The organism is Arcanobacterium ihumii (assembly GCF_900604515.1).
Taxonomy (GTDB): Bacteria; Actinomycetota; Actinomycetes; order Actinomycetales; family Actinomycetaceae; genus Arcanobacterium_A; species Arcanobacterium_A ihumii.
This window is the reverse complement of the sequence record NZ_UWOS01000001.1, coordinates 532,697-546,937: the sequence shown is the minus strand read 5'-3', so window position 1 is coordinate 546,937 and position 14,241 is coordinate 532,697. Positions and strand designations below refer to the sequence as shown.

Here is a 14,241-nt window from a genome sequence, read left to right as displayed (position 1 = left end):
ATGTTTCAGATCACTTCTTTTCCCGTTGGTAGTTACCGTGCAAACTGCTATATCTTGACGAATACCGCAGGAACGTTCGTCATCGATCCAGGAGCGGAACCTGATCTGGTATTGGCACTTACTCAGCATTTAAACGTAAAAGGAATTATCCTGACGCACTGCCATTCGGATCATATTGGTGCTGTAAACGAATTAAAAGAAAAAACTGGTGCGCCGATTTACATTGGAGAAGCCGATGTTCCCGGGGCTGCAAATCCTCGTATCTCCGGCTTCGAAGATGAAGGCTCAGATTATAGAGTGACGGCAATTGACGTACCGGTTCACGATGGCTATCGAATAGTTCTAGGCGACGATTCACTTACCGTGATTGAGACCCCTGGTCACACGATTGGATCGATCTGTTTATGGGATCAGAAAGCTAACAAGATGTTTACTGGCGATACGTTATTTTCGTTCGGCTATGGTCGCACAGATTATGAGACCGGAAATATGACTCATATGCGTGAAAGTTTACGGAAACTCGCTCAGTTTGATCAGCTCATGCACGTGTTGCCAGGGCATGGTCCGGCAACATTGCTTGGTGCTGAGTTTGCTCGCAATCCATTTTTGATCCGTGCTGATTCCGAAAACCTCCAGTGAAGATCAGCTTGTGAAGGAGATAATTATGAAACGATTCGCAGCATTCGCTCGTGACTGTCGTGGTGGAGCACTGTTAATTGGTCGTCCACGATTTCAGCAGCATACCGAGGAATCTTTCCAATGAAGCATTCCACGTTTTCCTTTGCAAGCTCGATTGAGCGCATGAGCACTGAGCCCGAAACCGCATCAAGTAACCGAGTGATGGACATTTCTGATGGGATTTTACCGCTAAGTTTTAGTTCCCATAATTCGTCATGGAGAACCCTTTTACGCTGGCCAAATAGATATTCATTAACCGTTGCGAGAGCTGGTGCCTGCGACGAGAAAGCATCAATCTGGACGCGCCTTACCGCTTTGCCATATTCACCAAAGTATAGATTGAGGCGATATTCGGCTTCTGATATCAACATCGTGCGTACGTCTATAGGGAGAACCTCCGGTACACGTATTTTGTTAAGGAATGCTGCAGGAAGCAATGCGTCTTTGGTTGGCCAGCGTGAATACAGTGCTGATTTTCCGATCTTGGCTTCTGCTGCAACATTGGTGAGATTAAAGCTGGACCACCCACATTCGCCATATAAGCGCAGAGTAGCATCCAAAATCTTGTTATCTGTTTCCACACGACGCGGATGGCAAGGCTGTGAAGGCACGGAGGTGAGATTCATATAAATCCCTACTTTCGATTCGAGGCTTGCTACGAGTTAACCACTATTAAAGCATAGAACAGTTGGACGAAAGTCGTAGCTAAATTGAAAAATCGCAAAAAATTAATACGAGAGAGCTTCAAGATAGTTCGATCATTATGAAAGGAATAAAATGACTGTTGTTGTGGCGTATAAATACGCAGCGAACCCACAGGATACAGCTGTAAGTGCTGAGGGTGTAGTGGATTGGTCACGGGCGAAGTCAGGTGTAAGTGACTATGATCCAGTTGCAATTTCACTCGGTAGAAATCTAGCTGATTCCCTTGGCGAAGAACTGGTTGGTGTTAGCGTGGGAACCGCTGAAGTTGCAAGTTCGAAAGCAACGAAAGCTGCAATGTCACGTGGATTTGACCGCGGAATTCTCCTTGCCGACGACGAAACTGCAAAGTGGAATTCGACTCGCGTCGCGAAAGCGCTGGCGAACCTTGTTGCGGGAATCGAGGGTGCAGAAATTCTGATTACCGGTGACTCTTCCGTAGACGAGGGGGCACGAATGATGTCTGCCTTAGTTGCAGGCTTTTTAAAGTGGACCTGCTTCCAAGATGTAGTTTCGGTGGAGAAAACCGATGGCGGATTTGCCGTAACTCAGCAGGTGAGTGGAGGAACTCGGACGATTCATGTGGATGGGCCAGTTGTAATTTCGGCAACTTCTGATGCTCTTACTCCGAAGGTTCCATCAATGAAAGAAATTCTAGCTGCGGGTAAAAAACCTGTTGAAGTTATTCCCACCGTTGATGTTGATCAATCCGGTGCAGAACTGCGAGTGATTTCGTATGCGAAGCCAGAATTTAAAGAGCGTAAAAAAGCAATGTTCTTAGGAGAAACTGCAGTGATGGATGCTGTTTCGGCAATGCGTGCAGACGGAATTCTTTGAGATTTTAGGGAGTGAAAGAAATGGCTAATACTTGGATTGTTTGTGAAGACGAACAAATTGCGAACCTTATTTCAATCGCAAAAGAAATTGGTGGCAACGTTAATGTGCTTGTGGCTGGGGACGCTCAGATTAGCGGAGCAGATCACGTTATTCGTGTTCCAATTAGTGCGAATGTACCGGTTGAGGCATATGCGGGTGCGATATCTGAAATACTCGCCCATGACGTTGAGGAAGGCGATGTCGTTCTGTGCGTGAACTCCGCAACTGGTCGTGTTCTAGCCGGTGCCATTGCGGCAACGCTGGATGCTCCTGTATTGACAGGAGTGAAAGAAATTTCGGCTGGTTCAGCTACTCGCCTCCGGTTTGGAGGAATTGTTAAAGAAGAGGTAGCTTTTTCTTCCGGCGTCGTCGCTGTAATAGACGGTACTGGTGAGGCTGGAAGTGATGGCGCAAACGCGGTTGATAAATCAGTCGAACCATATTCGGCAACAGTGTCAAGCGTTGATGCCTCCGAAGGCAAGAAGGTTAATCTCGCATCTGCGCGTCGAATCGTGGCAGCTGGCCGCGGCTTCGCAAAAGAGGAAGACCTCGATATAGCGCGCGATTTGGCTCAAGCGTTGGAGGCGGAATTAGGTTGTTCGCGTCCGTTGGCAGAGGGAGCTGGATGGCTCGATCGCGATGCATATGTTGGTATTTCTGGACAGCACGTTTCCCCAGATATTTACGTGGCTATTGGTATTTCTGGGCAAATTCAGCACACTGCAGGAATGGTCGATTCCAAGACGGTTATCGCAATCAACAATGATGACAAAGCGGTAATTTTTGAAAAAGCGGACTACGGAATCGTTGGCGATCTTTACACAGTTTTGCCTGAACTTACGCAGGCATTGAAGTAGGAAAAATGGCTGAAGAATATGATTTTGATGTAATCGTTGTAGGCGGTGGCATCTCAGGATCGGTTTGCGCCTATTCATTGGCAAAAGAGGGTCACGAAGTTCTGTTAATTGAACGTGGCGTTGAACCTGGTTCAAAGAACCTTTCAGGAGGTATCTTCTATAGTCGAGTAATGGAACAGGTTTTTCCAAACTTTACTGATGAAGCACCAGTTGAACGGGTTATTACTCGCAATACGTTGAGCTTCATGAACGAAGAATCTGTTGTAAACGTTGACTATTGGGATAAGCGTCTAGCGCAACCGATAAACGCCGTGAGTGTACTACGTGCAAAGCTTGATCCTTGGTTGACTGAGCAGTGCGAAGACCTCGGCGTCACAGTCATGCCAGGAATCAAAGTTGATGAGCTGATTTCGGAAGATGGCCATTTTGTGGGAGTTCGTGCGGGCGATGAAAGCCTTCGAGCCCGTATCGTTGTTGCGGCAGATGGAGTTAATTCCTTCCTTTCGCAATATGCAGGTATTCGTGGAAAAGAACCAGCTTCGCATCTAGGAGTAGGCGTTAAATCAGTGATTCGAATCGGAGAGGAAAAAGTCAAAGAACGTTTCAACCTTTCCGATAACGAAGGCGCTGCTTACGCAATTGTAGGCGACTGCACACAAGGTGTTGCTGGTGGCGGATTCATGTATACCAATAAGGATTCCATTTCCATCGGTGTTGTGATGATGCTTGAGGACTTGAAGCAGAGCGGGCTTGCTTCGGCAGATATTCATGATCATTTCCTAACTCATCCTTTCATCGCTCCATTTTTGCAGGACGGGGAACTCCTCGAATATGGCTGTCATTTGGTTGCTGAGGGTGGAAAAGCCATGCAACATGACTTGGTTCGTAATGGTCTAGTTGTGATTGGTGATGCTGCTGGATTCACTTTGAATACAGGACTTACAGTTCGTGGTATGGATTTAGCTGCGCAAAGTGCAGTGTGTGCATCGAAAGTAATCTCGAGTGCTCTGGCTGCGGAGGATTATTCTCAAGCGAAGCTCGAAGCTTACGTGAGCGAATATGAACAAAGTTGGCTGGGCAAAGATATGGAAACCTTCCAGCGAGCACCACATTTCTTAGAAACCACCAAAGAGATGTATGGTGACGTCGGAAAATTACTAGCCGATACGTTCTTTGGCGTGTATAACCTTGATTTGACTCCTAGAAAGAGGATTCTCCCAGTTGCGTGGGGTGCTTTTAAGAAGTCGAAGATGTCAATGGTTCGTTTAGTAAAAATCGCGATTAATGCTGTGAGGGCGATGTAATGACTCGATATGAACCAGGTACCGTTGCTGCGCGTTTGGGCAGTAACATGTATGAAACCGACGAAGAAAATTCGCACATTGAAATCAATCAAGAGTTAGCTCGATCAACGGGAGCGGGAAAGCTCTTAGTGCAAGTTTGCCCAGCTCGCGTTTACGCAGAAGAAGCAGATGGAACAATATCGATCGAATATGCGGCTTGCCTTGAGTGTGGCACCTGTTTGGCAGTCGCTCCTCCGGGTGTGTTGAAATGGCATTATCCGGAAAGCTCGATGGGAATTATCTTCCGTGAAGGCTGAATAGCATTGCGAGATAATTGGCTACAGTTCTGCTAAAGGAAATGCTCCTTGGGAAACGATCCTGTCTACCAGGCTAGTTTTTCCAAGGAGCATTTTAAATTAATAAGCAATAGTGCAGGCTTCGCTAGCTAACTCAATTCTGAAGCGAACACAAAACCGTAATTTCTTAAAGAGTGTGACGTTCGCACATCTGTTTTTTCACGAAGGTTTTTGTATGTAAACTTATAGAGTTGCCTCGGCGAGGGAATAGCTTGTGTGAACGTGCTCCTCATTGGAATGCATTCGTTAAGAAGCAAGTGAACGTCTGAAAGACGGCGTCCATGTTCCGTTATCGACGCGGTGTCTATGCTCCTGCGTAGCCTCCGTACTGAGGCCGTCTAGATTAACAAAAGGAGTATAGAGATGGCAGACGCTATTAAAGCTGAAAAGCGCGAAAACTTTGGAAAGGGCGCAGCCCGTCAGCTTCGCCGTGAGAACCGCACCCCTGCAGTTCTTTACGGTTTTGACGAGGCCCCACTTCACCTTTCATTCGACGCTCATGAAATCTACATGGAAGTTCGTAGCAACGCTAACGCGCTTCTTTCCCTTGAAGTTGAAGGAAAGAAGCAGCTTGCATTGGTCAAGGATGTTCAGCGCAACCCGCTTTCACGCATCATCGAACACGTTGACTTGTTCCGTGTGAAGGCAGACCAGAAGGTTGAAGTTGAAGTCCCAATCCTTACCGAAGGCGAGCCTTTCGGTGGAGCAGTTGCTTCAGTTGAGCTTCTTACCCTCTCGGTTCTGGCACCGGCAACCTCGATTCCTGAGCACATCACTGTTTCGGTCGAAGGACTTGAGGATGGTACCACTATTCGTATCGCTGATCTCGAGCTTCCAGAGGGTGTAGAGACGGCTGTAGATCCAGAAGCACCAGTTATTGCTGTTTCGATCCCAGTGGTTGAGCTCGGTGAAGACGAAGCAGGAGACTCAGAAGAGTCGGAAGAAGCTGAGTCTGCTGAGTGAATGAACTCGCAGATTAACTCTGCGATGAGTTTTTCTTAGTGTGGAGGCCTGCCTGTGTGGTAGGCCTTCATGCATTTGTTGTTCAGATGAGGGAAAATAGATCTCAGAGACTATGCAAGGAGAAAACATGTACACCGTGGTGGGATTGGGGAATCCTGGCCCTAAATACCAAAAAACGCGCCACAACGTGGGGCAGATGGTTATCGATGAACTCGTAAGCAGGGTCGGTACGAAGCTCTCAGACCACAGGCAGTCCAATACCAGAGCAGCTTCGGCACGAATTGGAGTTTCCCCTGGCACACCGGGTGAACAGGTGATCCTTGGCGTTTCGAAATCGTATATGAATACTTCCGGTGGACCGGTCAAAGCGTTGATGGGCTACTTCAATGCTCCGGTAGATACGCTGCTTGTTGTGCACGATGAACTAGATTTACCCTTCGGCACTCTCAAACTGAAGCGGGGCGGCGGCGAAGGTGGTCACAATGGATTGAAGTCTATCTCCCAGTCGTTAGGCAATAAAAACTATATTCGCCTGCGCTTTGGAGTCGGGCGCCCGCCAGGCCGCCAAGATCCTGCTGATTTTGTTCTTGCGGAGTTTTCGCCTTCCGAGCGCAAAGAACTCCCGTTCCTTATTTCGGACGCTGCTGACGCCGTCGTCGACGTTCTAGAACACGGTTTAGAGACCGCTCAAATGCGTCTCCACACTGCCTAATCTTCATCGGAAAGCACATGAATCTTCATTCCCTCCTTGACCTAGTTGCGGAACAATCGAACATTGAGCCACTAATGCCTGAGAGGTTCGTCGACGTCGATATCCCACGTGGTGCGACGGCACCTTTTCTTGCTGTACTTGCGGGTGCACGAACTGGTCAATCGGTTCCTCTCCAAGTTGCGGTAACTGCTTCCGATCGTGAAGCGCAACAACTAGAGGTAGAGCTCGCGGCGTATCTACCAAGTTCGTCCGTGGCAATTTTTCCATCGTGGGAAACGCTTCCACATGAGCGCCTATCGCCACGATCCGATACGGTGGCCCAACGCTTGCGCGTACTTCGTAGACTCGCTCATCCAGAAGAGTTCCCCGAGCTCAAGGTGCTAGTCATGCCTGCTCGAGCACTTCTTCAGCCGATTTCTGCAGGGCTTGGTGAACTCCAAGCCGTGCGCCTTTGCGTTGGCGATATTTACGATCTCGCTACCTTGCAAGAAGATTTGATGAATGCTGCCTATGCACATGTGGACATGGTTGAGAATCGCGGAGAGTTTGCCGTTCGAGGTGGCATTATTGACATCTTCCCACCTACTGAACCGCATCCGCTTAGGATTGAATTCTTCGGTGATGAAGTCGAAGAAATTCGCCAGTTCTCGGTTGCTGATCAACGCTCAATGGATGAAGTTGAGCAAGTCTATGCTCCACCTTGCCGTGAAATTCTTATAACTCAGGACGTTCGCTCTCGAGCTACTGCGGCGTTATCAGACTTTCCAGGTGCAATCGATATGCTCGATAAGATCGCCAACGGAATTGCAGTTGAAGGGATGGAGTCCCTTGCGCCTATCTTGGTTGAGAAAATGGTTCCGGTGGTGGGAGAGCTCCCCAAGGGTTCGAGGGTGCTTCTAGTAGAACCTGAACGAATTCGCGCCCATGCAGAGTCTCTGATGGCTACTACTGACGAATTCCTTGCCGCCGCATGGTCCAGTGCAGCTGCAGGTGGAAAAGTTCCGGTGAGCGTAGATGCTGCGTCATTCTCCAGCCTCAGCGCTACTCGCGCGGCTGTGATTGACCTTGGGATGTCTTGGTGGTCTCTTGGAGCATTCTCAGGGGAGTCAGTGCTGTCCTTCGGGCTACGTGAGCCGAATAATTTCTCCGGAAAGATTGACGAAGCCTTGGCTGAGCTAGATGTACGCGCTCGCGAAGGGTGGACGGTTGTTGTTGCAGTCGAAGGCGCAGGTATGGGCCGGCGTCTTCAAGAACAGCTGATGGATATTGACGTTCCGGCAAAAATGGTTGAGGATCTCAACGACGCTCCCATGCCTGGCATCGTAACTATCGTTGCTGCGAGTCTTGCAACCGGCTTTATTTCCGATGACGCGAAGTTCGCCGTATACTCTGCCCACGATCTCATGTCTCGTGTTCGCACGACACTTCGAGACAAGAGAACTATGCCTAAACGCAGGAAGAAGTCGGTAGATCCGCTCTCGCTTAAGCCTGGCGATTATGTGGTTCACGAACGCCATGGAGTTGCGCAGTTCGTTAAACTGGCGAAGCGCTCGCTTGGTGGACCTGGTGGAACCCAACGTGAATACGTGGTGCTGGAGTATTCGGCATCAAAACGCGGCGGACCGCGTGACCAGCTGTGGGTGCCCACCGATCAACTAGACCAGGTGAGCAAGTACTCGGGTGGAGATGCACCGTCCCTCAATAAGATGGGCGGTGCTGACTGGGCGAAGACGAAGGCGAAGGCACGGGCTGCGGTTCGCCAGATTGCCAAGGAATTAATTCGTCTTTATGCGCAACGCAGAGCGACGCGCGGGCACGCCTTCGGTCCAGATACTCCGTGGCAACGTGAACTCGAGGACGCTTTCGAATTTGTGGAGACGCCCGATCAGCTCTCCACGATTGAGGAAGTCAAGCGGGATATGGAATCGCTTGAGCCGATGGATCGCTTGATTTCGGGCGATGTGGGCTACGGCAAAACTGAGATTGCTGTTCGTGCAGCATTTAAGGCAGTCCAAGACGGAATGCAGGTTGCGGTGCTGGTGCCAACCACGCTTTTGGTACAGCAACACCTTGAAACTTTCAAAGAACGTTATGCAGGATTCCCCGTAGTAGTGGATAGTCTTTCGCGTTTTCAAACGGCGAAAGAGACACAGAAGGTCAAGGGCGGTGTTTCCAAGGGAAGCATTGATGTGGTGATTGGTACCCACAAGCTTATTACCGGTGACGTGCGATTTAAGAACCTCGGTTTGGTGATTATTGATGAAGAGCAGCGGTTCGGTGTTGAACACAAAGAAACACTCAAGCAGCTCTATCCAACCGTTGATGTTTTGGCGATGAGTGCTACTCCGATTCCGCGCACGCTCGAAATGGCGGTAACCGGAATCCGGCAGATGTCTACATTGGCGACGCCGCCGGAAGAACGCCATCCGATCCTCACCTATGTGGGAGCGCAGGAATCGAAGCAGGTTTCGGCAGCGATCAAACGTGAATTATTGCGTGATGGTCAGGTTTTTTATATTCATAACCGCACCGAAAGTATCGATAAAGTTGCAGCGGGACTCGGAGAGCTTGTTCCAGAAGCGCGCATCGGCGTCGCCCACGGAAAGATGAGCGAATACCAGCTCGAGAGCGTGATTCAGCAGTTCTGGGACAAAGAGATTGACGTGCTCGTATGTACCACGATCGTTGAAACGGGACTCGATATTTCTAACGCGAATACGCTTATTGTTGAGGACGCTCAAAAACTTGGACTTTCGCAGTTACATCAGTTGCGCGGGCGTGTGGGACGTGGCCGTGAGCGCGCTTACGCCTATTTCCTTTATCCGCCCGATAAAGCGATGACGGAGACGGCGATTGAGCGCCTTCGAACGATCGCATCGCACACCGAATTGGGTGCAGGAATTCAAGTTGCGCTGAAGGATCTAGAGATTCGAGGTGCTGGAAACTTGCTTGGAGGTGAACAATCTGGGCACATCGCCGGGGTAGGTTTCGACTTGTATCTGCGCATGGTCTCTGAAGCAGTTGCGCAGATGACCGGGCAAGATAAGCGAACTGAGGAAGAAAAGAACGCTGACGTTCGGATCGAGTTACCGCTCGATGCCTACGTTCCACAAACATGGGTGAGTTCTGAACGGTTGCGTTTGGAAATCTACACTAAGATCGCGCAGACGACGAACGAAACGGAACGCGACGACGTCGCCAATGAACTGGTGGACCGTTATGGAAAGATTCCGACGGAAGTTAAGCGGCTCTTTAGATTGGCTCAGCTTCGCGAAATGGCGCGTGGAGTGGGGATTGAGGAAATCACCATGCAAGGGAGAAATATCCGTTTTGCGCCGGTGCAGTTGCCGGATTCGCGGCAGGTGCGGCTGAAGCGCCTGTATCCGCGCGCCGTGGTTAAACCTGCCGTGCGTGCGCTGCTCGTTCCGATGCCAGATGCCGACGGCGGACGCATGCTTGGCGTCGAGAAACCGCTGGACAACGACGAAATCATTGAATTCGTCGAGAAACTGATCTACGCCGTCTTCATTGCGCAATAGGGAAGGTTTCCTTCGATTCGAAGGTTTGCTCTCGGTTTGGGATATTTTCCCTCTCGGGTGAAAATCGGTCCCACTTTCTTCACCGTGTGGGAAATTCACAGTGGTTGTAGGACAATAAGAAGTGGACAGGCTCACTAATAGGGGTCAAACGTCCGAGTTCTATTGCGATACGAGCGATAGAATACAAGTTGTCATGTATCCACCTTATAGAAGGAGTCCTTGTGGCAAGTATTGAGGCCGTAGCCTCCCGTGAAATTCTCGATTCCCGTGGAAACCCAACCGTTGAGGTTGAAGTTCTGCTCGACGATGGCACATTTGCCCGCGCCGCAGTCCCTTCAGGTGCATCCACCGGTGCGTTCGAAGCTGTAGAGCGTCGCGATGGCGATAGCTCCCGTTACCAAGGTAAGGGCGTTCAGGACGCAGTTGAAGCCGTAACGGAAATTATCGAACCAGAGATCATCGGTTTTGCAGCCAATGATCAGCGTCTGCTTGACCAGACTCTCATCGATCTCGATGGAACCTCCAATAAGGGCAAGATTGGTGCAAACGCTATTCTTGGTGTTTCCCTTGCAGTGGCAAAGGCTGCTGCAGAGTCCGCAGGTCTTCCGCTCTTCTCCTACCTCGGTGGACCAAACGCACACACCCTTCCAGTTCCAATGATGAACATCCTCAACGGTGGATCACACGCTGATTCCAACGTTGACATCCAGGAGTTTATGATTGCTCCTATCGGCGCACCAACCTTCAAGGAATCGCTCCGTTGGGGTGCAGAGGTTTATCATGCTCTGAAGTCCGTTCTCAAGGAGCGTGGACTTTCGACCGGTCTTGGAGACGAAGGCGGTTTCGCACCAAACCTCGAATCCAACGCTGCCGCTCTTGACCTTATCTGTGAAGCAATCCAGAAGGCTGGCTTGGAGCCAGGTGCAGACGTTGCACTTGCTCTTGACGTAGCATCCACCGAATTCTTCAAGGATGGTGGCTACCAGTTCGAAGGCGGCATCAAGCCAACTGAATACATGGTTGACTACTACGAGAAGCTCATCACTGACTACCCACTCGTTTCCATCGAAGATCCACTTTCTGAAGATGAATGGGATGCTTGGGTTGCTCTTACCGCTAAGATCGGTGACCGCGTCCAGCTTGTTGGTGACGACCTCTTCGTAACCAACCCGGAGCGCCTTGCAAAGGGCATCGAAATGGGTGCTGCAAACGCACTCCTTGTTAAGGTTAACCAGATTGGTACCTTGACTGAGACCCTCGAAGCTGTGGAGAACGCACACCGCGCAGGCTACAAGTCGATGACCTCACACCGTTCGGGTGAAACCGAGGACACCACGATTGCTGACCTCGCAGTTGCAACTAACTCTGGACAGATCAAGACCGGTGCTCCTGCACGTGGCGAGCGTGTTAACAAGTACAACCAGCTTCTTCGCATTGAAGACGAACTTGACGATGCAGCAGTATACGCTGGTCGGAGCGCGTTCCCACGCTTCAAGAAGTGAGCTGTTTGCGTAGGTGCTCAATACTGAGTAACTTTTGCGAAAGTGCTTTGGGTGGGGCGGTGCATTGCACCGCCCCACCCTTTTTGTTATCGGTTGGTGAAAGACGAGGTATCTGCACTACCCGAACCTTCGAAATGTTCGCCGGCTCACCGCCTGTGGATACGCCACCTTTTTGAATAGACCTCTAAACTAGAGGTATGAGTTCGCGCCCTCCTGCACCACGCCGCCCGCGCCAATCTGGTAGCGGCGATTCTTCGCGTGCAAATAGGGAGGGATCGCCTTCGCGGCTACGTACTCCGCGTCAAAGCGAACAAACTGGTCAACCAGTGGGCAAGCGTAATCCTAATTCCGTTACAGATACCAAACGCTCGGTTCATAAGTCGGTAAACCACCAAGGGCAGCGCGGTCAACGCGTGGGAAAGCAACCGCGCGAAGGGGAGTTGAATCGCCATCCTCAAACGCCTCAGCCGGAACGCCCTAGGCAGGCGACCAAGCAAGCATCGCAACAGATTTCTTCCAAGAAACGACGTTTCCACAAAGAGAATAAGGCTGCTCAGCAGATTGATCCGACTGCCAAAACAAAGCAGAATACAACAGCCGAACAGCAGAGCGCCGAAACGAAACCGAGGCGGCGTCGTGATTTTGGTTCTGAATGGAATGTTGTTCTTTCTGGTTCGGAAAAAACTCGGCAGTTTTCTTTGCGACTTGCCCTCATTATCGCAACGGTGATGGTGGGTGTGTTCTTGGTTTCTACGCCGTTGCGTGGATATATCGCTCAGCAGGAGGAAAAGCGCGAATTACTCGCCACCTTAGAACAGAATAAAGAGCGAGTTCAGGAGTTGGAGCAGCAACTTGCACTGTGGAATGATCCGCAGTTTATCCAGTCACAGGCACGCCAGCGACTTGGCTTTGTTCTACCCGGTCAGACGCTTTATTTGGTAGATAAAGATGCGCTCAATGGCGGTGAATCTGAACAAAAAGAGCAGTTAGAAGAGCTGAATAAGGAACGTCGCGCTGCCACACCTTTCTACGTGACGATGTGGGATTCGATTTCAATCGCGGGAAAGTCAGGCGACGCTGAAAATCCGTCCAATGTTCCAGTGATTAACAACGGAAAATAGGATTTTCGTTAGACTTTAATGAGTTGTTTTGTGTTATGGAGAAGGAATAATTGTGTCAGAAACCAAAGAAATCGGCCTTGAGCTACTTAAAAAGATCGCCCAGAACGCTTCAGAAATCAACGATACCGATCGTGCGGTGCTGTCTGCTCAGCTCGGTCGTGATCCACGTGGGTTAGTGGGAATCGGCGCTCGATGTGCTTGTGGCGCGCCTGCTGTGACCATCACTTTTCCGCGTCTCCCGGATGGTAGCCCATTCCCGACACTCTTCTACCTCTCGCTTCCTTCGCTCGTAAAAGAGATTTCGCGTATTGAGAGTTCAGGAGGAATGACGCCGTTTAATGAGCGTTTGAAGGACGACGCCGAATTGGCCGCAGCCCACGAGCGCGCTCACTTTTCCTACGTAGAACGCCGTGACCTGCTCGAAGATATTCCTGAAATCGCTGGTAAATCAGCAGGTGGGATGCCTGATCGAGTGAAGTGCCTCCATGCTTTGGCTGGCTACGCGTTGGCAGTTGGTGAAGGTGTATGCCCCGTTGGTGATGAGGCTTTAGCGATGGCCGGTTGGGATCCAACTGTGTGCCGTTGCAAGGACATTTTCGAAGAAGACTGAGACACTGCCAGCAATGAAAACTGGCAGGAGCCGTGTGGCAAGGTAGAAGTTGTGAGAGTAGCTGGAATTGACTGCGGAACGAATTCGATCCGCTTATTGATTGCTGATGTAGATCCGCAGACTCGAGAGTCAGCGTTGACGGACGTTGTACGCTTGATGAAAGTTGTGAGGCTTGGCGCGGGCGTCGACCGCACCGGTCGATTCGATCAAGAAGCCCTTGATCGTACCTTGAAGGTCGTTGATGAATATGCGGCTCTGTGCAAGGAACACGGGGTTGAATCAATTAGGTTTGCGGCAACTTCCGCTACTCGCGATGCTGAGAATCGTCAAGAGTTTATTGACGGCATTATGGATCGGCTTGGCATTGAACCTCAGGTATTGACGGGGGATGAGGAAGCTAAAACCAGCTTTGCCGGCGCTATCTCTGTGCTTGGAAAGTCGAGTGAATCTCCGTTGATTGCTGTTGATCTAGGTGGTGGTTCCACTGAAATTGCTCTTGGCGATGCCAACGGTCAGGTTATTTCTTCGTATTCGATGAATGTTGGCTGCGTGCGAATGCATGAACGCCACCTTCGCAGCGATCCAGCTACAGAAGAAGAAATACACGCCGCCCGGCGCGATGTACGTGAATTCTTAGATCGGGCAGAACAGGTAGTTGATTTTGGAACCGCACACGGAGTTATTGGATTGGCAGGCAGCGTTACAACCATTACTGCACTAGCACTTGGGCTTGATGAATATGATCCTATGAAGATTCACGGAGCATCATTGACGATTGAGGAAATCGACTGTGCCTGTAACTGGTTCTTGAAATCTACGGCACAAGAACGTACCGAACTCGGTTTTATGCACCCAGGTAGGGTGGACGTCATCAATTCAGGTGCACTGGTGTGGCAAGAAGTTGTGCACCGCCTTGCTCAAAGGACAGAAGAACAGGGACATCTATTGAGTCATGTTGTAACTTCGGAGCACGATATCCTAGATGGCTTGGCGCTTTGGGCGGCACGTTCACCCCAGGCTCCAGAAATCATAGCCTGAAGGC

The 14,241-nt window shown here is 50.3% G+C and carries 13 protein-coding genes; 12 read left to right on the top strand and 1 reads right to left on the bottom strand.

The annotated features are described in order from the left end of the window. Nucleotides 1–639 carry an MBL fold metallo-hydrolase gene (locus EIH22_RS02465; RefSeq protein WP_124054226.1) on the top strand — a complete coding sequence of 213 codons (639 nt, stop codon included), beginning with the start codon at nucleotides 1–3 and terminating at the stop codon, nucleotides 637–639. A gap of 23 nt (nucleotides 640–662) precedes the next feature. Here EIH22_RS02465 and EIH22_RS02460 read toward each other — a convergent pair whose 3' ends face one another. Beyond that, nucleotides 663–1,304, bottom strand: coding sequence for a TetR/AcrR family transcriptional regulator (locus EIH22_RS02460; protein ID WP_124054225.1), 642 nt, complete (start codon nucleotides 1,302–1,304; stop codon nucleotides 663–665). A gap of 151 nt (nucleotides 1,305–1,455) precedes the next feature. Here EIH22_RS02460 and EIH22_RS02455 point away from each other — a divergent pair, with 151 nt between their 5' ends. The 11 genes from EIH22_RS02455 to EIH22_RS02405 all read left to right on the top strand — a co-directional run bounded on the left by EIH22_RS02455 (nucleotide 1,456) and on the right by EIH22_RS02405 (nucleotide 14,237). After that, nucleotides 1,456–2,217 carry an electron transfer flavoprotein subunit beta/FixA family protein gene (locus EIH22_RS02455; RefSeq protein WP_124054224.1) on the top strand — a complete coding sequence of 254 codons (762 nt, stop codon included), beginning with the start codon at nucleotides 1,456–1,458 and terminating at the stop codon, nucleotides 2,215–2,217. 20 nt (nucleotides 2,218–2,237) lie between these two features. After that, entirely contained in the window at nucleotides 2,238–3,113 is an 876-nt protein-coding gene (locus EIH22_RS02450; RefSeq protein WP_124054223.1) for an electron transfer flavoprotein subunit alpha/FixB family protein, read from the top strand. 5 nt (nucleotides 3,114–3,118) lie between these two features. Beyond that, entirely contained in the window at nucleotides 3,119–4,417 is a 1,299-nt protein-coding gene (locus EIH22_RS02445; RefSeq protein ID WP_124054222.1) for an FAD-dependent oxidoreductase, read from the top strand. Then, nucleotides 4,417–4,713, top strand: a complete 297-nt coding sequence (locus EIH22_RS02440) for a ferredoxin family protein (RefSeq protein ID WP_124054221.1) — start codon at nucleotides 4,417–4,419, stop codon at nucleotides 4,711–4,713. Before EIH22_RS02445 ends, EIH22_RS02440 begins: the two co-directional genes overlap by 1 nt. A 402-nt stretch (nucleotides 4,714–5,115) precedes the next feature. Continuing rightward, nucleotides 5,116–5,715, top strand: coding sequence for a 50S ribosomal protein L25/general stress protein Ctc (locus EIH22_RS02435; RefSeq protein WP_124054220.1), 600 nt, complete (start codon nucleotides 5,116–5,118; stop codon nucleotides 5,713–5,715). A 112-nt stretch (nucleotides 5,716–5,827) separates the two neighbouring features. Beyond that, nucleotides 5,828–6,427: an aminoacyl-tRNA hydrolase gene (gene pth / locus EIH22_RS02430; protein WP_235001741.1), complete on the top strand. Its 600-nt coding sequence runs from the start codon at nucleotides 5,828–5,830 to the stop codon at nucleotides 6,425–6,427. 17 nt (nucleotides 6,428–6,444) lie between these two features. Further along, nucleotides 6,445–9,966 (top strand): transcription-repair coupling factor, encoded by a 3,522-nt coding sequence (gene mfd / locus EIH22_RS02425; RefSeq protein ID WP_124054218.1) that lies wholly within the window; start codon nucleotides 6,445–6,447, stop codon nucleotides 9,964–9,966. 221 nt (nucleotides 9,967–10,187) lie between these two features. Next, a complete protein-coding gene (eno, locus tag EIH22_RS02420) occupies nucleotides 10,188–11,468 on the top strand; it encodes a phosphopyruvate hydratase (protein ID WP_124054217.1) in 1,281 nt (426 codons plus the stop codon). Nucleotides 11,469–11,665: 197 nt separating this feature from the next. Further along, a complete protein-coding gene (locus tag EIH22_RS02415) occupies nucleotides 11,666–12,589 on the top strand; it encodes an FtsB family cell division protein (RefSeq protein ID WP_124054216.1) in 924 nt (307 codons plus the stop codon). A 52-nt stretch (nucleotides 12,590–12,641) separates the two neighbouring features. Next, complete coding sequence (locus EIH22_RS02410; protein ID WP_407640824.1) at nucleotides 12,642–13,199, top strand: DUF501 domain-containing protein; 558 nt, start codon at nucleotides 12,642–12,644, stop codon at nucleotides 13,197–13,199. A gap of 51 nt (nucleotides 13,200–13,250) precedes the next feature. Then, complete coding sequence (locus EIH22_RS02405; RefSeq protein ID WP_124054215.1) at nucleotides 13,251–14,237, top strand: Ppx/GppA phosphatase family protein; 987 nt, start codon at nucleotides 13,251–13,253, stop codon at nucleotides 14,235–14,237. Nucleotides 14,238–14,241: the final 4 nt, after the last annotated feature.